This is a genomic window from Mesorhizobium sp. P2_E9 (assembly GCF_056403815.1).
Genome location: NZ_JBFUET010000017.1, coordinates 14,142 through 31,914 on the forward strand (window position 1 = coordinate 14,142; position 17,773 = coordinate 31,914).

The 17,773-nt window shown below is 62.2% G+C and carries 23 protein-coding genes; 6 read left to right on the forward strand and 17 right to left on the reverse strand.

The features are described from left to right. Positions 1 to 15: 15 nt before the first annotated feature. The gene (dusA, locus tag AC1D05_RS26975) at positions 16 to 1,050 is read left to right on the forward strand and encodes a tRNA dihydrouridine(20/20a) synthase DusA (protein WP_477444748.1); all 1,035 of its coding nucleotides are present in this window, start codon (positions 16 to 18) and stop codon (positions 1,048 to 1,050) included. A 15-nt stretch (positions 1,051 to 1,065) separates the two neighbouring features. On the opposite strand, the gene AC1D05_RS26980 is transcribed toward dusA, so the two are convergent. Both AC1D05_RS26980 and AC1D05_RS26985 read right to left on the reverse strand, forming a co-directional pair. Next, the gene (locus AC1D05_RS26980) at positions 1,066 to 1,773 is read right to left on the reverse strand and encodes a TIGR02281 family clan AA aspartic protease (RefSeq protein WP_477444749.1); all 708 of its coding nucleotides are present in this window, start codon (positions 1,771 to 1,773) and stop codon (positions 1,066 to 1,068) included. Positions 1,774 to 1,885: 112 nt separating this feature from the next. Continuing rightward, the gene (locus tag AC1D05_RS26985; RefSeq protein WP_477444960.1) at positions 1,886 to 2,116 is read right to left on the reverse strand and encodes a DUF1289 domain-containing protein; all 231 of its coding nucleotides are present in this window, start codon (positions 2,114 to 2,116) and stop codon (positions 1,886 to 1,888) included. A 197-nt stretch (positions 2,117 to 2,313) separates the two neighbouring features. Here AC1D05_RS26985 and AC1D05_RS26990 point away from each other — a divergent pair, with 197 nt between their 5' ends. Continuing rightward, positions 2,314 to 3,312, forward strand: a complete 999-nt coding sequence (locus tag AC1D05_RS26990; RefSeq protein WP_477444750.1) for a nicotinate-nucleotide--dimethylbenzimidazole phosphoribosyltransferase — start codon at positions 2,314 to 2,316, stop codon at positions 3,310 to 3,312. Positions 3,313 to 3,331: 19 nt separating this feature from the next. Here AC1D05_RS26990 and AC1D05_RS26995 read toward each other — a convergent pair whose 3' ends face one another. Together AC1D05_RS26995 and AC1D05_RS27000 are read right to left on the reverse strand one after the other, a co-directional pair. Next, on the reverse strand, positions 3,332 to 3,859 hold the full coding sequence (locus tag AC1D05_RS26995; protein ID WP_477444751.1) for a GNAT family N-acetyltransferase: 528 nt from the start codon (positions 3,857 to 3,859) through the stop codon (positions 3,332 to 3,334). A gap of 52 nt (positions 3,860 to 3,911) precedes the next feature. After that, positions 3,912 to 5,432 carry a sensor histidine kinase gene (locus tag AC1D05_RS27000; RefSeq protein ID WP_477444752.1) on the reverse strand — a complete coding sequence of 507 codons (1,521 nt, stop codon included), beginning with the start codon at positions 5,430 to 5,432 and terminating at the stop codon, positions 3,912 to 3,914. A 76-nt stretch (positions 5,433 to 5,508) separates the two neighbouring features. On the opposite strand from AC1D05_RS27000, the gene AC1D05_RS27005 reads away from it, so the two are divergent. The 4 genes from AC1D05_RS27005 to AC1D05_RS27020 all read left to right on the forward strand — a co-directional run bounded on the left by AC1D05_RS27005 (position 5,509) and on the right by AC1D05_RS27020 (position 7,989). Continuing rightward, the gene (locus AC1D05_RS27005; protein WP_477444753.1) at positions 5,509 to 6,129 is read left to right on the forward strand and encodes a thermonuclease family protein; all 621 of its coding nucleotides are present in this window, start codon (positions 5,509 to 5,511) and stop codon (positions 6,127 to 6,129) included. A 34-nt stretch (positions 6,130 to 6,163) separates the two neighbouring features. Then, a complete protein-coding gene (locus AC1D05_RS27010; RefSeq protein WP_477444754.1) occupies positions 6,164 to 6,775 on the forward strand; it encodes a glutathione S-transferase in 612 nt (203 codons plus the stop codon). Then, positions 6,715 to 7,389: a uracil-DNA glycosylase family protein gene (locus tag AC1D05_RS27015; protein WP_477444755.1), complete on the forward strand. Its 675-nt coding sequence runs from the start codon at positions 6,715 to 6,717 to the stop codon at positions 7,387 to 7,389. Before AC1D05_RS27010 ends, AC1D05_RS27015 begins: the two co-directional genes overlap by 61 nt. Before the next feature lie 108 nt (positions 7,390 to 7,497). Then, a complete protein-coding gene (locus AC1D05_RS27020; RefSeq protein ID WP_006205209.1) occupies positions 7,498 to 7,989 on the forward strand; it encodes an Lrp/AsnC family transcriptional regulator in 492 nt (163 codons plus the stop codon). A 6-nt stretch (positions 7,990 to 7,995) separates the two neighbouring features. On the opposite strand, the gene AC1D05_RS27025 is transcribed toward AC1D05_RS27020, so the two are convergent. The 13 genes from AC1D05_RS27025 to moaA form a co-directional block, all read right to left on the reverse strand. After that, positions 7,996 to 8,565 carry a DUF3299 domain-containing protein gene (locus AC1D05_RS27025; protein WP_477444756.1) on the reverse strand — a complete coding sequence of 190 codons (570 nt, stop codon included), beginning with the start codon at positions 8,563 to 8,565 and terminating at the stop codon, positions 7,996 to 7,998. A gap of 44 nt (positions 8,566 to 8,609) precedes the next feature. Further along, positions 8,610 to 9,188, reverse strand: coding sequence for an N-acetyltransferase family protein (locus AC1D05_RS27030; RefSeq protein WP_477444757.1), 579 nt, complete (start codon positions 9,186 to 9,188; stop codon positions 8,610 to 8,612). Continuing rightward, a complete protein-coding gene (locus AC1D05_RS27035; RefSeq protein ID WP_477444758.1) occupies positions 9,148 to 9,852 on the reverse strand; it encodes a DNA alkylation repair protein in 705 nt (234 codons plus the stop codon). The genes AC1D05_RS27030 and AC1D05_RS27035 overlap by 41 nt, the downstream gene beginning before the upstream one ends. A 6-nt stretch (positions 9,853 to 9,858) precedes the next feature. After that, positions 9,859 to 10,728, reverse strand: a complete 870-nt coding sequence (locus AC1D05_RS27040; RefSeq protein ID WP_477444759.1) for an NAD(P)-dependent oxidoreductase — start codon at positions 10,726 to 10,728, stop codon at positions 9,859 to 9,861. A 106-nt stretch (positions 10,729 to 10,834) separates the two neighbouring features. Next, a complete protein-coding gene (locus tag AC1D05_RS27045; RefSeq protein WP_477444760.1) occupies positions 10,835 to 11,656 on the reverse strand; it encodes an ABC transporter permease in 822 nt (273 codons plus the stop codon). Next, positions 11,653 to 12,372 (reverse strand): ABC transporter permease, encoded by a 720-nt coding sequence (locus AC1D05_RS27050; RefSeq protein WP_477444761.1) that lies wholly within the window; start codon positions 12,370 to 12,372, stop codon positions 11,653 to 11,655. The genes AC1D05_RS27045 and AC1D05_RS27050 overlap by 4 nt, the downstream gene beginning before the upstream one ends. Positions 12,373 to 12,450: 78 nt before the next feature. After that, on the reverse strand, positions 12,451 to 13,236 hold the full coding sequence (locus tag AC1D05_RS27055; protein WP_202354404.1) for an ABC transporter substrate-binding protein: 786 nt from the start codon (positions 13,234 to 13,236) through the stop codon (positions 12,451 to 12,453). A gap of 158 nt (positions 13,237 to 13,394) precedes the next feature. Then, a complete protein-coding gene (gene mobB / locus AC1D05_RS27060) occupies positions 13,395 to 13,898 on the reverse strand; it encodes a molybdopterin-guanine dinucleotide biosynthesis protein B (RefSeq protein ID WP_477444762.1) in 504 nt (167 codons plus the stop codon). Next, positions 13,895 to 14,521 (reverse strand): molybdenum cofactor guanylyltransferase MobA, encoded by a 627-nt coding sequence (mobA, locus tag AC1D05_RS27065; protein ID WP_477444763.1) that lies wholly within the window; start codon positions 14,519 to 14,521, stop codon positions 13,895 to 13,897. The genes mobB and mobA overlap by 4 nt, the downstream gene beginning before the upstream one ends. A gap of 43 nt (positions 14,522 to 14,564) precedes the next feature. Beyond that, entirely contained in the window at positions 14,565 to 15,485 is a 921-nt protein-coding gene (locus AC1D05_RS27070; protein WP_477444764.1) for a DMT family transporter, read from the reverse strand. Positions 15,486 to 15,666: 181 nt separating this feature from the next. Further along, on the reverse strand, positions 15,667 to 16,026 hold the full coding sequence (locus AC1D05_RS27075; protein ID WP_477444765.1) for a hypothetical protein: 360 nt from the start codon (positions 16,024 to 16,026) through the stop codon (positions 15,667 to 15,669). 119 nt (positions 16,027 to 16,145) lie between these two features. Then, positions 16,146 to 16,643, reverse strand: a complete 498-nt coding sequence (locus AC1D05_RS27080; protein ID WP_477444766.1) for a hypothetical protein — start codon at positions 16,641 to 16,643, stop codon at positions 16,146 to 16,148. A gap of 50 nt (positions 16,644 to 16,693) precedes the next feature. Next, positions 16,694 to 17,689 (reverse strand): GTP 3',8-cyclase MoaA, encoded by a 996-nt coding sequence (moaA, locus tag AC1D05_RS27085; RefSeq protein WP_477444767.1) that lies wholly within the window; start codon positions 17,687 to 17,689, stop codon positions 16,694 to 16,696. Positions 17,690 to 17,773: the final 84 nt, after the last annotated feature.

The window sequence follows — 17,773 nt, forward strand, 5'->3', positions numbered from 1 at the left end:
AATGAGCTACAACATATGGACAGCCTGAAACCAGCCGATCTGTACGAGAATGCCCGGAATGCAAGGTTTCCGATCGTGTCGATTGCACCCATGATGGACTGGACAGACCGGCATTGCCGGTTCTTCCATCGCCAGCTGACGAGCCGTGCGTTGCTCTATACCGAGATGGTGGTGGCAGACGCGGTCATCCACGGCGCGCGCGAGAGGCTGCTCGGCTTCGATGACGCGGAACATCCGGTCGCGCTGCAGCTTGGCGGCTCGGATCCGGCAAAACTTGCCGAGGCGGCGCGCGTCGGCGAGGCCTTCGGCTATGACGAGATCAACCTCAATGTCGGCTGCCCGTCAGACCGCGTCCAGTCAGGGACGTTCGGCGCCTGCCTGATGAAAGTGCCTGACCTCGTCGCCGAGTGTGTCGCGGCAATGAAGGCTGCGGTGACAATCCCCGTCACCGTCAAATGCCGCATCGGCGTCGACGAACAGGATCCAGAGCCGGCACTCGATGCGCTGGCTGACGGGGTTTTCGAGGCCGGGGCCGACGCCTTGTGGGTGCATGCGCGCAAGGCGTGGCTGGAAGGGCTGAGCCCCAAGGAAAACCGCGACATCCCGCCGCTCGACTACAACAGGGTCTACCGGCTTAAAGCCAAAAAGCCGAGCAAATTCATTGGCATCAATGGCGGCATTCAGTCGATTGAGGAGGCGCGGGCGCATCTCGACCAAGTCGACGGCGCCATGCTTGGCCGCGCGGCCTACCACACACCAGGCATTCTGGCTGGCGTGGACGCCGCCTTCTATGGCGCGAAGCCCGAGGCGTTCGATTTCGCCGCGCTGATCGACACGATGGCGGACTATGCGGCGCGTCACATCGAACAGGGCGGGCGGCTCGGCCATGTCACCCGCCATATGGTCGGGCTGTTCCATGGATTGCCCGGTGCGCGCCGCTACCGCCAGATCCTGTCGACCGACGCGACGCGGCCCGGTGCCGGGCCCGACGTGCTGAAGACGGCTTTCGCGGCTGTCGATTTTGGTGGGGCAGCGGCCGAAGCCGCCTGACGGGTTGAGCTAACCTCAGTCCCTGAGGATCATACGGTCGCCGCGCACGTCGAAGCCCGACAGCGAGCCGATGAAGTTCATGCCGAGCAGGCTTTGGCTCAGCATGCCGGGGGCCGCGACCATCACCGACATGTCCTTGCGCACGATGCCGCCGATCGCCACCGCGTCGGTTTTGACCGCCGCGGCACGCGCCATGCCGTTGGCTGTCGAAACCGGTATTGTGTAGTTGAGCACCGCCGGGTTGAAGCCTGCGGCCTGCGCGTCTTCAGATGTCAGCACGGTGCTGGTCGCGCCGGTGTCGACAACGGCCCGCACCGGATTGCCATTGACTAGGATGCGCGCTTCGAAATGGCCATTGTCGGCCTTGTCCAGCGTTACGGTGGCGTGGCCGTCTTCGACGCCAAGCGCCAGTGGGCTGCCGGGAACGAGGCCCGCGGTCACCCGGCTGGCGACGTCCTGCAATTCGTAGCGATACTGGTAGCTGGCGATCAGTGCGAGGACGATTGCGGCCCAGGCGCCGAGGTTGCGAGCCATGGCGCCCAATGGGCGGCCCGAGCGCAGCAGGCCGGCGCCAATGAGGGCGCCGAAGGCGCCAAGCCAGATCAGCCGGCCAAAATCGTAATTCTCGACGCCGAGCGTGCTGCCGGCGGAATCGTTGAGCATGAGCAGCACTGCTCCCACGCCGATCATCGCCATCAAAATCCAGAACATCCGGCTGCTCATCCGTGCCTCGCTAGAGCAAATTCCAGAAAAAGTGCGAAACGTTCTTCGGCCGGAATTGCGTTAAAACAATGAGTTACAGCGGTCCGCCGTTTCCGTGAAAGGGTGAACAATTCTAGATTGCGTCGCGTTCGCGCGCCATGCGGGTGCGGCGTGTTTCCCGGCGCGGCCGGCGCTCGACCGTTTCCAGCCGGGCCGGCAATTCGGCCATCACACTGCGGCGCGTTTCCGGCGTCATCCCCATCCAGGCGCCGATTTCCTCGCGCGTGCGGCCGCAACCGAAGCAGAAGCCGGTTTTCATGTCGATGGAACAGACAAGGATGCAGGGAGATTCGATGGCCGTCATGACTTTCTCTTGAGGGATCCGTGCCGAATCCGCTCTTTCACCTCCACATGGTGCAACGGCAAAGCCAATGCAAGCCCTCGCGATCGCGCCTTCCCAGGCCATCGTTGCGGCAATCAAGGCGGATGTCTGGGAGAGGTTGTGCCGATCACGCAACGCGGCTATGCCGCTCACCAACTCCAGGAATGATTGCTCACGACATGACTAGCGCTCTGCCTTTCGACGATTTTCGCAACCTGCTCGACAATCTGCCGGCCGCCGACCTCAAGGCCGAAGCGCGCGTGCGCACGCTGTTTGCCAAGGCCGACAAGCCGGCGCATTCGCTCGGCCGCATCGAGGACATCGCCGCGTGGCTTGCCGCCTGGAGCGGCCGGGCCCCGCCTGCCGTGACAAGGCCGCTGATGGCGGTCTTTGCCGGCAACCACGGTGTTGTCAGGCACGGCATTTCGCCGCGACCGGTGGCGGCAACCGCCAACGCGGTCGAGCTTTGCGCGGCCGGCGGTGCGGCCATCAACCAGATCTGTATCGCCAACGATCTCGGGCTGAAAGTGTTCGATCTTGCCTTGCACATCCCGACCGGCGACATCACCGATGACGACGCGCTCGATGAACGCGGTTGCGCGGCCACCATGGCCTTCGGCATGGAGGCGATCGCCGGCGGCACCGATTTGCTTTGCCTCGGCGATCTCGGCGTCGGCAATTCCACTGTCGCCGCCGCGCTGCTTGCCGCTCTGTTCGGGGGCAGGGGTGCCGACTGGATTGGCCCGGGATCGGGCGCCGACGCGGCGATGCAGACCCGCAAGGCAGACGCGGTCGATGCGGCGCTGGCTTTTCACCACGGCCATCTCGATGACCCGCTGGAGGTGCTGCGCCGCGTCGGCGGCCGCGAGTTCGCGGCGATAGCCGGCGCCATCCTCGCCGCGCGGATGCAGAAGATACCCGTGCTGCTCGACGGCTTCGCGGTAACGGCTGCCGCGGCAGTGCTGCATGCCGCGAACCCCGCAGCGCTCGACCATTGTCTTCTCGCCAGCCTGTCGCCGGAGCCTGCGCACGCCAAGGCTGCCGAGTTGCTCGCTTTGCGTCCGCTGCTCGACCTCGGCATAAGCCATGGCGAAGGGGCAGGGGCAGCCCTTGTCGCTGGCCTGGTCAAGGCGGCGGCGCTGACCAGCTCGGGCATGGCTGCGGCTGTTCGGGGCTAGGTCCTTGGTCCTTGGCGTATCAACGCCTGAGATTGGGGATGCGATAGACGACTGAGCTATATTTCGGATTGGAGCGGGTCTCGACGATCGACCCGCCAAGGCCTTCCGCTATTCGCCTGCTCGCCACGTTCTCCTCGGCGACAGGGTACTCGAAGCAATCTGGGTTGAGCTCTTCGGAGGCCCATGCCGCAACAGCGGCGACGGCCTCACGGCCGATGCCGTTTCCATGGACGGCCTCCCTTATCCAAATTCCGATCTCGGGACACGCCGTCTTCGCTGCGTGAAGGCCGACAAGCCCCAGGCAGCGATCATCCGCCAACAAACGCACAACGAAATGCAAATCCGATCCATCAAGGATCGGTGCCAGCCAGGATCGCCATACCTCGGCAAAGGCCGTTGGTGATCGAGGTGGTTCCCACTGCATGAAACGGGTGATCGCGGGGGTGATGGCGGCAAAGACCTCGTCAGCGTCGTCAGCCGTAAACAGCTTCAGACGCAGCCGCTCCGATTTGATTTCGATGCCGCTGGCATCCCAATCTGCGGTCATTGCGGTCTGCGTTCCTCTTTGAGGCCGAGTGGAGGCAGGTCGCCAGGGTGACCTAGCGTCGGCGCGCCGCGACCGCGGCGGTCGGCAGTGCCGGCAGTTCTTCCATCACCCGGCTCAGCGGGAAGATGGCGATCGCCTCGGTGCCTTCGCGCAGCTTGGAATGAAGTTCGAACTCGCCACCATGCATGGCAAGCAGCCCTTGCACGATCGGCAGGCCGAGGCCGGTGCCTTGTTCGGCGCTCTTGATGGCGATCGAACCCTGGCCGAAAGCCGAGAGCACGATCGGAATCTCGTCCTCGGGAATGCCGGGGCCATTGTCCTTGATCGAGATGTACTGCCCGCCGCCCGCCGTCCAGCCGACGCGGACACGGACTTCGCCGCCGGTGGCGGTGAATTTTATGGCGTTCGACAAAAGGTTGAGCGTGATCTGCCGTACGGCGCGCTCGTCGGCGAACAGCCGCGGCAATGTCTGTTCGAAATCCTGGATGACGCGGATATCCTTGTTGCGCGCCCTCAATTCCATCATATGGCAGCAGTCCTCGACGATGTTGAGCAACATCACTGGCTCTTCGTTGAGCTGGTAGCGGCCGGCCTCGATGCGCGACAGGTCGAGGATCTCGTTGATCAGGTCGAGCAGATGCTGGCCGGAATCATGCACGTCATGGGCGTAGTCGCGATAGGTGGGATTGCTCATCGGCCCCAGCACTTCGTTCGCCATCACCTCGGAAAAGCCGAGAATGGCATTGAGCGGCGTGCGCAGCTCATGGCTCATCGAAGCGAGGAAACGCGACTTTGCCAGATTGGCATCCTCCGCCCGCCGCCGCGCCTCGTCCGACATCGATTTCGCCGTCTCCACTTCGGCGATCAGCGCGTCCTTTTCGGAGCGGAACGACAACAGCATCAGGGAGGAGCGGTTGAGGTGGCGGGCGATATAGGCAAAGAAAGGCAGCGACACGACAAGCAGTCCGGCCATAATCGCCTCGACCGGCATCCACAGCCTAGTGCCGACATAGGCATAGAACGCCACCGGTACGGCAAAGGTCGCCAGCAGCGCGCCGCTCAGGGATGAGGCCATCAGAGCGGTCCCGGCCATGACAAACAGCAGCACGACCGCCTTGATCACCTGGAACTGGTCGACCTCACAGGCACCGCAGCTCAGCCAGACGAACCAGGCCCAGCCGAGGCCGCAAAGGAAATGGCCGACAAGGAATTCCCTTTGCGCTTGCACAGGGTTGAGTTCGGAAGCTTCCGTACGCTCGATGCGCCGTGCCATGAAGACGACGATCGTATAGGCGGTGAGCGTGAACAGTGCCCAGAGCCCGATCTCGTTGCCGACGCCGGCGAGCCGGCCGACTGCTGCGATCGCCAGGACGAGCAAAGGGACCACCACGGCGCCGCTTGTCATGGCGCGCGCGTGGAGTTTCAGCAGTTCGCGGTCGAAATCGAGATTGCCGGCCTGCTGCGAAAGACGGTCGCGCGTCTTGCGCACCGCGCGCGCGACATCGCTGTTGCGATGCCGTTTCCTGCGGTCCACAATGAACTTGTCCGCTGTGTTCGAGCGTTGCAAGGGCATCAAAAACTTCAATTTATACGGGCAGCGGTTTCAAGGTGTTAAGCTACGTTCGAATGATTAACCAACCGTTTGCCATATGAGCCGTTCATGGTCGCCGAGATCGCGCCGACGGTACGCACCGGTGCCAAGGAGCCCGTGGCGGCGGCTTCTGGATTATGGGCTTACGACAATCATTCTGGGGCTGCTGATCCTGCTGGCGGCGCGCCTCGATCGGGTGGAAATGCGCCAGACGCAGGGGGCTGCCATCATCAATGACGGCGATTCCATCACGCTCGGCACCGAGCGCATCCGCATGCGCGGCATCGATGCCCCGGAATACACCCAGACCTGCCGCAGGAACGGTGCGGATTATGCCTGTGGCACGCTTGCGCGCCAGGCGCTGGTGCGCCTGATCGCCGGCAGGCCGGTCACGTGCAGCGGCTGGCAGCGGGATCGCTATGGCCGGTTGCTAGGCGACTGCAAGGCCGGCGGCACGGATCTCAACCGCGCCCAGGTCGAGGCGGGTTGGGCCGTTGCCTTCGGAGACTACGAAGGTGAGGAAGCGACTGCCCGCGCGGCAAAGGTCGGTATCTGGGCAGGCACGTTCGACCAGCCGCAGGACTGGCGCGACAGCCATCACGGCGAGGTGGTGGAGCGAAAGCACGGCACGCTGGCGTCGATCGGCGACGCCGCGCGGGAGATTTTTCGCTTCTGGTGAAGTGCATTGGCTGGGAAGGAAAATGGAGGATCGAATGAAACTCTATGACGGCGGCCGGGCGCCCAATCCGCGGCGGGTTCGCGTTTTCCTTGCCGAAAAGGGGATCGCGGTTCCTCTGGTGTCTGTCGACATGGGTGCGCTGGAGCACAAGAGCCAAACGGTCAGCTCGCGCAATCCTTTGCAACGCCTGCCGGTGCTGGAGCTTGACGACGGCACCATCATCACCGAATCCGTCGCCATCTGCCGCTACTTCGAGGAGTTGCATCCGGAGCCGGCCCTGTTCGGGCGCGGCGCGCTCGGCAAGGCACAGGTCGAGATGTGGCAGCGGCGGATGGAGTTCAACCTGCTTAGTTGCGTCGCGCAGGCTTTTCGCCACATCCATCCAGCCATGAAGGAGTGGGAAATTCCGCAGATCCCCGAATGGGGCGAGGCCAACAAGCCGAAGGCGGTCGCGTTCCTGAAACTCCTCGACGGCGAGCTGGCGAGCCGCGAATTCGTCGCTGGCGACAGCTATTCGATTGCCGATATCACCGGCCTGATCGCGGTCGATTTCATGAAGCCGGCGCGCATCAAGGTGCCGGATGAATGCACCCATGTGTTGCGCTGGCATCAGGCGGTCTCCAGCCGGCCGAGTGCCGCCGCTTGAGCGTGGAACTGGACAGTTTTGCAGCAAAGGTTCGGGCCTGCCGCATCTGCGTCGAAAACCCTATCGGCAAGCCACTGCCGCATGAGCCGCGGCCGGTGTCGCGTCCCTCTTCCGGCGCCCGCATCCTGATCGCCAGCCAGGCGCCGGGAACCAAGGTGCACCTGTCGGGCATGCCGTTCACCGATGCTTCGGGCGACCGCTTGCGCGGTTGGCTTGGTGTGACCAGCGACGAATTCTACGACATCGAGAAATTCGCCATCGTGCCGATGGGCTTCTGCTTTCCCGGCCAGGATGCCAAGGGCGGCGACCTGCCGCCAAGGCGCGAATGCGCGCCGGCCTGGCGCGCGCCCTTGATGGCGCTGATGCCGCGAATAGACCTGGTGCTGACGATCGGCATCTATGCGCAGTCCTGGCATATGGGCGCCGCGCGCCGCCCTTCGCTGACGGAAACGGTGATGGACTGGCGCACGATCTGGGGGAGTTCCATCGGTGCGAAAGTGCTGCCGCTGCCGCATCCGTCCTGGCGCAACAGTGGCTGGCTGAAGCAGAATCCGTGGTTTGAAATGGATTTGCTGCCTTTCCTGCGCTCGGAAATCCGCTATCGCATCGGCTAGGCATTCAGCAAGAAATCACTCGCTTTAGTGGCGATTGGCAGAATTTCTTTCTTGTGAAAGCCTCGAATAAGAGGGATTATAGACAAACTATTCCCCTAGGAGCCTCTAATGGACCGCCTTGACCGAAAGATCCTACGCCTCCTTCAGGAGGACGCGACGCTCGCGGTGGCCGATGTCGCCAAGAAAGTCGGCCTGTCGACGACGCCCTGCTGGCGCCGCATCCAGAAGCTAGAGGAGGAGGGCGTCATCAAGCGGCGCGTTGCCATTCTCGACCATGAGAAGGTCAATGTGCGGGTCACCGTCTTTGTGTCGATCCGCACCAATTCGCACAGCCATGAGTGGCTGCGGCGGTTTTCCGAGGTCATCCAGGAGTTTCCCGAAGTGGTCGAGTTCTACCGCATGAGCGGCGACGTCGACTACCTGCTGCGCGTCGTGGTGCCCGACATCGCCGCCTACGATGCGTTCTACAAGCGGCTGATCGCCAAGATCGAGATCCGCGACGTATCGTCGTCCTTCGCTATGGAGCAGATCAAGTACACGACCGAAATCCCGCTCGACTACATGGTGCTGGACAAGGAATCGGGTGCCAACGCGGCCTGAGCGCGATCAATTCTTCTTCTTGTTGAGGAAACTCCAGGGCGAGTTCACCGGCAGCGTAACGGTGTCCGGCACGGTGTCGACACCGACTACATCCGCCTTGCGCACGGTGTAACCCGACTGGATGACGCTGACGCCGTCGAGAATGAACAGCTGGCTCTTTTCCATGTCCGGCCTCAAGGCGCCGGTGACGGCGACCGACTGATAGGCTTGCGACATCTTGTAGGGATGGGCTGGCGTGACCAGCACGATCTGGTTGGGCGGCGGCGTCGGCATGTGGCTGCACGCCCCCGTCCACGGCACCAGCAGGAACTGATAGACAAGGTCGCCGTCGCGGTCGACCGGCAATGCATAGCCGGCTAATTGTATGGTCTTATCTTGCAGATCGAGGGACAGCGTCTCGCCATGATCGGGCAATTTTGCCGCGATCATCGGCAGGCCGGCGTCTTCGGCAACCGCCTGGGTCGCCGGACGCAGATCCTTCCAGAAGATGTGCATGGTCTCGGCTGAGGCGCCGGCTACAGCAGAGAGAGACAGGGCGGCCGCCAACGCCACGATTGATTTCAGATGGATGCTCATGGCTGCTTCCTTTGCCGCGAGTAAAGACGCCTAGGCCAATGGCGTCAATGCTCGAGCCGCATCACATGTCGGCGAGAACCGGCGTTGCCGGTCTCTTTGAAACCGCGCGCCGCAAACATGTCGCGAAAGCCCATGAAGCGGTAGCTCGGTGATGCTTCATCGACCGGATAGGCCTCTATGATGCGCGCGCCCTTGGCGAAGGCGTGGTCGATGGCCGCATCGAGCAACGCCGAAGCAAGGCCGCCGCCGCGCAACACCCTGGGCACGTAGAAGCAGACGATAGACCACACGCCTGGCTCGCTATCGTCCTGCTGTTTTGAAAGCTTCCGATAGGTCTTGCGTGGCGCGACCGAACACCAGCCAACGGTCTTGCCGTCGATGTGGGCGAGGATGCCGACCGGCGTGCCGGCATCGACGAGCGCCATCATCCGGTGTTTCTTCTCATCGTTCTGGATGTGCTCGCGGCCGGGGTGCCGCCAGGCCATGCACCAGCAGTATTTTGGTGCACCCGGCTGCTCGAACAAAGTCTCGAAATTGCCGCGTGTTGCCCGTGTCACCTCGGTGAAGCGGATATTGGCAAGGTCAAATTTTTCTGGCGGCGAGGCGTTCGAGGGTCTTGGCATCCGACAGCTCCTTCGCGGCATCCTTGCCGATCCAGCGCGCGGTCTTGTCCGGGTAGCCGGCAAGCTTCTGCGCTAGCTTGAGGGCAGGGACGTGCAGGCCCATGGAGCGCTTGCCGATCTGCCGCAGCGCCCAATTGACCGCTTTCCTGACGAAGTTGCGCTCATCGCCGGCATGGGCTTCGATCAAAGGCAGATAGGACAAGAACGTTGCATCCGGTTCCTTTTTCAAATGCACGGCTGCCCATGCCAGCATGGCAAAGGCCGTGCGGCGGACGAATTCGCGCTCGTCGGAGGCGAACTCCTCGATCAACTGGCGCCAAAACGGCGTATCGACGAACAGGTCGGAGACAGTATCGACGATCTCCCAGGAATCGAAATCACCGGCCCAGCGGCGGCATTCCTCGATGGCGATCTTCTTCGGCTCACCGGTGAAAGCCGCCATCAGCCGCGCTTCGCGAATGCCGCTGTCCCACAGCGCTAGCGACCGCTCATGGTTGCGTTTCAGCTTGCGCGCCAATGGCCGCAAATCCGTATTGCCGACGCCGAGCGCGGTCGCGGTGTTGATGCCGAACCGCGCCATGCCGGCGCGGTTTTCCTCGGTGCCGATCGAGCGCAGATGCGCAACAATGTCCTGCGCCGTCCAGTCTGGAGCGGGCAGGGACATGGTCGCCTACTTCTCCAGGCGCGCCAGCAGCGAGGACGTGTCCCAACGCTTGCCGCCCATCGCCTGCACGTCCTTGTAGAACTGGTCGACAAGTGCGGTTACCGGCAGCCTGGCGCCGTTACGGTCGGCTTCAGCCAGGCAGATGCCGAGGTCCTTGCGCATCCAGTCGACGGCAAAGCCGAAATCGTACTTGCCGGCATTCATGGTCTTGTGCCGGTTCTCCATCTGCCAGGAGCCGGCGGCACCCTTGGAAATCACCTCGATCACCTTCTCGATGTCGAGCCCGGCCCTCTTGCCGAAATGGATGCCTTCCGACAGTCCCTGTACCAGTCCGGCGATGCAGATCTGGTTGATCATCTTGGTCAGCTGGCCAGCACCCGCCGATCCCATCAGGCCGACCATGCGGGCATAAGCGTCGATGACCGGCCTGGCTCTGTCGAACGCAGCCTGGTCGCCGCCAACCATGACGGTCAGCACGCCGTTCTCGGCGCCGGCCTGGCCACCGGAGACCGGCGCATCAAGAAAGGAGAATCCGCCCGCTTGCGCGGCGGCGGCCAGTTCGCGCGCGACCTCGGCCGAGGCCGTGGTGTTGTCGATGAAGACCGAACCTTTCTTCATCGATTTGAAGGCGCCTTCCGGACCGGTCGTTACCGAACGCAGATCGTCGTCATTGCCGACGCAGGAAAAGACAAAGTCCTTGCCTTCAGCGGCTTGCGCCGGGGTCACGGCAAAGCTGCCGCCATGCTGGCCGACCCATTGCTCGGCCTTGGCCCTGGTGCGGTTATAGACAGTGACGTCGTGGCCACCCTTGTTCGCGAGATGTCCGGCCATGGGGTAGCCCATCACGCCAAGACCGAGAAATGCCACAGATGCCATGAACTTGCCCTTCAGACGGAAACGAAATTGCTGCGCAAGCTCTAGGCTCTGCGCTCATTTCGTCAAGACGCCTGTGGTCCGATCGACTGGCACAGCCGAGAACGGGTCAGCGTTTCAGGTGAATGGTGATCCGGCGCTCGATCCATTCGATGGCATGGCGCAACAACTCGACCATCACGAGGTACACCAGGGCGACCCAGATATAGGCCTGGATGTCGAAGGAATTGGCGAAGGCGAGTTTTGCATTGCCCATCAGGTCGTAGACGGTGATGATGGCGACGATCGCCGAAGCCTTGACCATCAGGATCAGCTCATTGCCGTAAGGCCGCAAGGCTACGATCAGGGCTTGCGGCAGGATGATCTTGCGCAGCGTCTGCAGTTTGTGCAGGCCGAGCGAGGCAGCCCCTTCCCATTGGCCCTTGTGCACGCTTTCGATGGCGCCGCGCAGGATTTCTGCCTGGTAGGCGGCGGTGTTGAGCGCAAAGGCGAAGACGCCGCAGTTGAAGGCGTCTTTGAAAAAATCCCAGAGGCCGACCGACTGGAGTTCGACCCGGAACGAACCCAAACCATAGTAGACCAGATAGGTTTGGACCAGCAGCGGCGTGCCGCGGAAGAAATAGACGTAGCAATAGGCGAGGCCGGACAGGATCCGGTTCCTGGACATGCGCCCATAGGCGACAGGCACCGACAGGATCGCACCGAGCACCATCGATATGGAAACCAGCGCGAGCGTTACCCCAAGCCCTCGTAAATAGGCCGGTGCATATTTGGCGAAGAAATCAGCATTCCAGGCAAGAACCAGATAGCTGACGATGCCGATGCCGAACAAAACCCACAAGCAGATCAGCGCATAACCGGCGATACGCCTGCGCGGCCAACCACGCGCCCGCGGCGGGGGTCGTTCGACCAGGGTGGCGGTGGCGCTCATCGCTGAGCCTCTCGCCGGCCAAGCGAGCGCAGAATCGCGTTACTTGCAAAGGACGACACTACGGCCAGGGCAAGAAAAACCAGTGCCGCCACACCGTAGAAAAGGAATGCGTGCTTGGTGACGCGGGCAGCGGTATAGGCATTGCGCAATGTCTCCGCGAGACCAACGACAGATACGAGCGACGTGTCCTTAAGCAGGCTGAGCCAGCAGTTCTCCAATCCGGGAAACGCGATGCGCAACAGCTGCGGCACTATCACCTTTCGCATGGTGAGCCCGTAGGAAAGACCGATGGCATAACCGCCCTCATACTGGCCCTTCGGTATGGCACGGAAGGCCGAAAGGAAAACCTCGCTGGCGTAGGACGAGAAGATCAGCGCGAGCACGATCATCCCGGCGACGAAGCTGTTGACGTCGATGGTCGCTTCGGGTCGAAAATAGTGGATGAGGTGTTGCAGCAGGATCGGCACGCCGAAGAAGAACAGGAAGAGCGTCACCAGTTCCGGCAGGCCGCGAAAAACCGTGGTGTAGATGTTGGCGGCCATGCGCAGCGAAGGTTCTTCGGACTGCTTGGCGAGTGCAATGAAAAAGCCGATCGTCAATCCGATCGGCAGGGTGGCGAGCGCAAGCGCAACGGTGATCAGTGCGCCATAAACAATATCGTCACTCCAGCCATCGGGTCCCCAACTGAGAAGTGTCCATATGCTCTGGGCTGGCATCGACAGGTCTTATCCCCACGGCGTTCCTAAGATGAATAGAAAGACGGCGGGGATTTCCCGCCGTCTTGATCCTGTCTATCAGGACTCGGCGCCGTAGACGTCGAACTTGAAGTACTTGTCGTTGATTTCCTTGTATTTTCCATTGGCGCGGATGGCGTCGATGGCCTCATTGAGCTTGTTGACCAGATCGGTCTCGCCCTTGCGCACGGCAATGCCGGCGCCCGGCCCGAAGATCTCGACAGGTTGCGGCGACGGCTGGCCGAGAATCTTGCAGCAGGCGCCATCAGGCGAATCCAGCCACTGCTGCAGCACGACGATATCGTCCTCGATGGCGTCGAGACGACCATTGGCAAGATCTGCCTGCTCCTCGGGGCTGCTCGGATAGCCCTTCACGGTGCTGTCGGTGTAGGTCTTCGAGGCATAGTTGAAATGGGTGGTCGTGGTGGCGACACCGATGGTCTTGCCGGCGAGATCCGCCTTGGTCACGCCCTTCAGCGTCGAGTCTTTCGGCACGGCGAGCGCCGACGGCGTGTTGTAGTATTTGTGCGAGAAGTCGACCTTCTCCTTGCGCTCCGGGGTGATCGACATCGAGGCGACGATGGCGTCGAACTTGCCGGCCTGAAGTGCTGGAATGATGCCGTCCCAATCCTGGGCGACGAAGGTGCACTTGACCTTCATCTGATCGCAAAGCGCCTGGGCGATGTCGATGTCGAAGCCGACGAGCTTGCCGTCCGAGGTCAAGTTGTTGAAAGGGGGATAGGCGCCTTCGGTGCCGATCCGCAGGGTCTTCTCCTGGGCCTGGGCGACGCCGAGCGTCAGCAGCGCAGCCGATGCGGCGAGCGCGATACGCAGTGCAATACGCATGATAGTCCTCTCTTTATGGTCCCGGCCGTCGTTCCGAAACGGCTCTGTGGGGCGGTGCTTTTGACCGCCCGCTGGCGCGATACTCCCACTCTTTCCAAGAAAAAAGCAACTGCAAAACCACCGAAATCGGTAATGGGGTTCTGCCGTTAGGTTACATCTCAAGCAACGAGGCCGGTGGTGCGCTCGATGAAGTCGACTATCGATTTTACGTCGTCGAGGTCGAATACCGGCAGGCTCTCGTCCGTGACGGCGAAATCCGCGGCGATGGCGACAATATTGGGATCGCCCGCTGAAAGCGGCGTCCGGTCCTTCGCCTCCAGGCGCCGCGTTTCGATCTTGCGGTGGGATTCGCGCTTGTAGCCTTCCACAAGCACGATGTCGCATGGGGTGAGTCGTGAGAGGATGCTCTCCAGCTGCGGCTCATCCTCGCCGCGCAATTCGTGCATCAGCGCCCAGCGATTGCCGGACACGATCGCGACCTCGGTGGCGCCGGCCTGCCGATGGCGGAAGCTGTCGGCGCCCGGCTTGTCGATGTCGAAATCATGATGGGCATGCTTGACCGTCGAGACCTTCCAGCCGCGCCGTACAAGCTCGGCGACCAGCTTTTCGGTCAGTGTGGTCTTGCCGGAGTTTTTCCAGCCGGTAATGCCGAAGACGTTCATGATGTCATGCTCTGCAACAGGCGCCTGGCCTCGGCAAGGTCGTCCGGCACATTGATGTTGAAGAATGGATCGAGCCCCACGGGTTGCAGGACCGGGAATTCCACCTCGACATGCTTATGGCGCTCGATGAAGGCCAAAACCCGCCTGTTGTCCTGATCGATCAGGAAATGCCGCAAGGCGTCGCGACACTCAGTCGGCCACAGCGCGAAGGTCGGGTGTCGTCTGCCGGCCGAGGCGGCGACGGCGATCGAACCGGGATGTTCACCGGCTGCGGCCGCCAGCCGGTCGACGAGATCGAGCGGCAGGAAAGGCGTGTCGCCGGCAGCGGTGACGACCGCCTTGCAAGGCGTGCCGGCTGCGGCCCAGTCGAGGCCGGTCAGAATTCCGGCAAGCGGTCCGGCAAAGCCTTCGACGGTATCGGCAAGCACGGGCAGTCCGAAACGGGCAAAGCGTGCCGGGTCGCCATTGGCGCTCAGCGCCAGGGTTTCGATCTGCGGCCCAAAGCGCGACAGGACTTGGTCAAGCACGCTGCCGCCGCCGAGCGGCAACAGGCTCTTGTCGCCGCCTCCCATCCGCCTCGACTGGCCGCCGGCCAGGACGATCCCTGCAATATCTCGTCTCATGCATCGAGCCTGTACGCCAGCCGCCGGAAATCACAAGACCTGACTAAATTCCATCCGGCGCCATGGCCGGTCCGGTCGTTTCGGCGACGATCCGTCTTCGACCGACCACCCGCTCGCGATACAGCGTATAGAGACCCGAGCAGACGACGATTGTTGCGCCGACAATCATCGGCGTGTCCGGTATGTCGCCGAAGACGAACAAGCCAAGCAGGATGGACCAGAGGAGTGCGGTGTAGCGGAACGGCGCGATGAAGGAGATTTCGCCCGAGCGCATCGCCATGATGATGAATTGGTAGCCGATGAGCACGAGCACCGCCGCCAGCGCCAGCAGGGCGGTGCTCTTGCCGGTCATTGGCGTCCAGCCTCCCATCGGCGACAACAGCACCGCGCCGACGACGGTCATTGCCAGTGCGGTGGCGGTCGAGACCAGCATTGTCGGTATGGCTTGGGGGATGCGCTTGGTGGCGAGATCGCGCACGGTGCAGCAGGCAACGCTGGCCAGTGCCCAAAGGGAATATAGGCTGAAGCCGTCGAAGCCCGGCCGCACGATGATCAGCACGCCGGCAAAACCGACGGCGATCGCCAGCCAGCGCCGCCAGCCGACCGCTTCGCCGAAAAACAGCGCGGCACCCATCGTCACCGCCAGCGGCAGCGCCTGAAGAACGGCTGACACACTGCCGATCGGCAAATGGGCAAGCGCCACGAGAAATGACACGGTGCCGCCTGCTTCGCCCAGGACACGGATTGCCACCAGCGGCTGCAGCATCAGGCGCGGCCGCAAAAGCGCGCCACGCTGCCAGGCCAGCAGGCCAACCAAGAGCGACGCGAATGCCCCTCTGATCAGCATGACCTGCGCCATGTTCATCGATTGCGAAGAGTATTTGGTGATGGCGTCGTTGAGCGTGAAGCCAACCATCGCCACCATCATGAACAACGCGCCGCGAAGATTTGGAGAAAGGGGCAAGACATCTACCGGTTGCTTGGGCAAGCAAGCCTGTAACAGCCCGCCACGAAACAGCAATGGCAAAGGGCTGGGCCAGGACTGGCCATTCGTCATCGCCGGCGTGAAATCACCTCCTGGATTCGGCAAGACTCCGGTCGGGAGGGGGCTCCGCCTCCCGGAAGCTGTACAGCCGCGGCGATGTCTATTTCTTCGGCGTCAGTATCTCGGTGCCGTTGCCTTCCTTGCCGGCGATGGTCCACAGACCATGCAGCGACCCGTCGTCCTCGACCTTGTAGACGACGAGGCCGATGTCCTTGCCCATGACATAGCCGGCGGAGAACGCGTCGTCGTTGCGCATGCAGATGCCGTCGGACGAAGAACCGCCGGTCTCCCAGTGGATCGCGCAGGTCGTCCCGCTGGTCAGGGTGATGGTGGCTTCGCCATCATATTTCGATCCGTCGAAGTTGGTGCCGGCGACGGTATAGGTGCCGCCAATCGACTGGGCAGCCGCGGGCAGGGCCGTGAAGCCGAGCAATGCAAGAGAAAGAATGAGTTTGCGCATGATTTATTCCCCCTGTGAGCGACGATTCCGCTGTGGGGAAAGCTAGGCCGGAACATGCTGGCGGTAAATCGGGCAACCGTTTGCGGATCAGACTTTTTCTGGGATCTGACCGAAAATGCTCATGGCCCCTTGAGGCTGCCGGCGATAGCGCCGACCAGCGGGTCGTATTTCGACTTGAACGACGCTGGATATTCGATCCAGACGGTGTGGATGACGTCCTCCTTTCCGAACACGCATCGCTCATAGAAGATTTTGTCGCCCTTGGTACCCGACAGCACAGCCCAGTTCTTGCCCGTCTTGCTGTAGGTGACCTTGTGACCCGGCTCGGTGCTCGCTTTTTCCTCTTCCACGACGCCCTCGGGGGTATCGTCGCCGGCATTGTAGCTGCCGTAACAGGCGACACTGGCGCCATCGGCGCTAAGCCACTGTAGGCCATCTCCATTCTCCGGCTCGGGCATGCGCTCGCTGAAAATTTGGTCCGGAAAGGTGCATACGGTGCCGAAGCGCGCGTTGACATAGGTGAACGGCTTGGCGATTGCCGTTGTTGTGATGATGGTCGCCAAGGACATCGCTGTTGTCAGCGACGATAAGCCGATTCGATAAAGACGCAGCATCATGCCTCCTCGGCTTGTGACCAAAGATATCCTGCACCAAATCGGAGAAAAAATCAGCCGCCAGTGACGCTCATATGGCGTGACACCGATGGACGGCTGGTGCGGCGGTCGATGATGAAATCATGGCCTTTCGGCTTGCGGCCGATGGCCTCGTCGATCGCGTCGGCGACAAGTTCGTTGCCCTCGGACGCCCGCAGGGGCGCGCGCAGGTCGGCCGCATCTTCCTGGCCGAGGCACATATAGAGCGTGCCGGTGCAGGTCAGCCGGACGCGGTTGCAGCTCTCACAGAAATTATGCGTCATCGGCGTGATGAAGCCGAGTTTGCCGCCGGTCTCGGCGACGTGGACATAGCGGGCAGGGCCGCCGGTCTTGAAGGGAATGTCGGTCAGCGTGAACTGGCGCTCCAGCGAAGCGCGCAGCAGCGACAGCGGCAGATACTGGTCGGTGCGGTCGGCGTCGATCTCGCCCATCGGCATGGTTTCGATGACGGTCAGATCCATGCCGCGGCCATGCGCCCAGCGCATCATGTCGGGCAGTTCGGCGTCGTTGAAATCCTTCAACGCCACCGCGTTGAGCTTGACCTTCAGCCCGGCCGCCTGCGCGGCATCGATGCCTTGCATGACCTTGTCGAGATGGCCCCAGCGGGTGATCTTGTGGAACTTGTCGGCATCGAGCGTGTCGAGCGAGACGTTGATGCGCTTGACGCCGCAATCGGCGAGTTCGGCGGCGAAGCGCGACAGCTGCGAACCGTTGGTGGTCAGCGTCAGTTCTTCCAGTGCGCCGCTGTCGAGATGTCGCGACAACTGGCGCACCAGGTGCATGATGTTCTTGCGCACCAGCGGCTCACCGCCGGTGAGGCGCAACCTTCTGACGCCCTTTTCAATGAAGACGGCGCAGAGCCGGTCCAGCTCTTCCAGCGACAACAGATCCTTCTTCGGCAGGAAGGTCATGTCCTCGGCCATGCAATAGGTGCAGCGGAAATCGCAGCGGTCGGTGACCGACACTCTGAGATAGCTGATCGTGCGACCGAAGGGGTCGATCATGTTCATGTTCGAGCGTTTCCGTGACCGTTACCGGCGTCGTTATATACAGCTATGTGATACGAAACAGCCCACCATTCAAGATACCGCTTC

Excerpts from the sequence above, each read along its gene's own strand:
- dusA (WP_477444748.1), top strand. The coding sequence starts at position 16 with ATGGACAGCCTGAAACCAGCCGATCTGTACGAGAATGCCCGGAATGCA.
- AC1D05_RS26980 (WP_477444749.1), bottom strand. The coding sequence starts at position 1,773 with ATGAGCAGCCGGATGTTCTGGATTTTGATGGCGATGATCGGCGTGGGA.
- AC1D05_RS26985 (WP_477444960.1), bottom strand. The coding sequence starts at position 2,116 with ATGACGGCCATCGAATCTCCCTGCATCCTTGTCTGTTCCATCGACATG.
- AC1D05_RS26990 (WP_477444750.1), top strand. The coding sequence starts at position 2,314 with ATGACTAGCGCTCTGCCTTTCGACGATTTTCGCAACCTGCTCGACAAT.
- AC1D05_RS26995 (WP_477444751.1), bottom strand. The coding sequence starts at position 3,859 with ATGACCGCAGATTGGGATGCCAGCGGCATCGAAATCAAATCGGAGCGG.
- AC1D05_RS27000 (WP_477444752.1), bottom strand. The coding sequence starts at position 5,432 with ATGCCCTTGCAACGCTCGAACACAGCGGACAAGTTCATTGTGGACCGC.
- AC1D05_RS27005 (WP_477444753.1), top strand. The coding sequence starts at position 5,509 with ATGAGCCGTTCATGGTCGCCGAGATCGCGCCGACGGTACGCACCGGTG.
- AC1D05_RS27010 (WP_477444754.1), top strand. The coding sequence starts at position 6,164 with ATGAAACTCTATGACGGCGGCCGGGCGCCCAATCCGCGGCGGGTTCGC.
- AC1D05_RS27015 (WP_477444755.1), top strand. The coding sequence starts at position 6,715 with ATGCACCCATGTGTTGCGCTGGCATCAGGCGGTCTCCAGCCGGCCGAG.
- AC1D05_RS27020 (WP_006205209.1), top strand. The coding sequence starts at position 7,498 with ATGGACCGCCTTGACCGAAAGATCCTACGCCTCCTTCAGGAGGACGCG.
- AC1D05_RS27025 (WP_477444756.1), bottom strand. The coding sequence starts at position 8,565 with ATGAGCATCCATCTGAAATCAATCGTGGCGTTGGCGGCCGCCCTGTCT.
- AC1D05_RS27030 (WP_477444757.1), bottom strand. The coding sequence starts at position 9,188 with ATGCCAAGACCCTCGAACGCCTCGCCGCCAGAAAAATTTGACCTTGCC.
- AC1D05_RS27035 (WP_477444758.1), bottom strand. The coding sequence starts at position 9,852 with ATGTCCCTGCCCGCTCCAGACTGGACGGCGCAGGACATTGTTGCGCAT.
- AC1D05_RS27040 (WP_477444759.1), bottom strand. The coding sequence starts at position 10,728 with ATGGCATCTGTGGCATTTCTCGGTCTTGGCGTGATGGGCTACCCCATG.
- AC1D05_RS27045 (WP_477444760.1), bottom strand. The coding sequence starts at position 11,656 with ATGAGCGCCACCGCCACCCTGGTCGAACGACCCCCGCCGCGGGCGCGT.
- AC1D05_RS27050 (WP_477444761.1), bottom strand. The coding sequence starts at position 12,372 with ATGCCAGCCCAGAGCATATGGACACTTCTCAGTTGGGGACCCGATGGC.
- AC1D05_RS27055 (WP_202354404.1), bottom strand. The coding sequence starts at position 13,236 with ATGCGTATTGCACTGCGTATCGCGCTCGCCGCATCGGCTGCGCTGCTG.
- mobB (WP_477444762.1), bottom strand. The coding sequence starts at position 13,898 with ATGAACGTCTTCGGCATTACCGGCTGGAAAAACTCCGGCAAGACCACA.
- mobA (WP_477444763.1), bottom strand. The coding sequence starts at position 14,521 with ATGAGACGAGATATTGCAGGGATCGTCCTGGCCGGCGGCCAGTCGAGG.
- AC1D05_RS27075 (WP_477444765.1), bottom strand. The coding sequence starts at position 16,026 with ATGCGCAAACTCATTCTTTCTCTTGCATTGCTCGGCTTCACGGCCCTG.
- AC1D05_RS27080 (WP_477444766.1), bottom strand. The coding sequence starts at position 16,643 with ATGATGCTGCGTCTTTATCGAATCGGCTTATCGTCGCTGACAACAGCG.
- moaA (WP_477444767.1), bottom strand. The coding sequence starts at position 17,689 with ATGAACATGATCGACCCCTTCGGTCGCACGATCAGCTATCTCAGAGTG.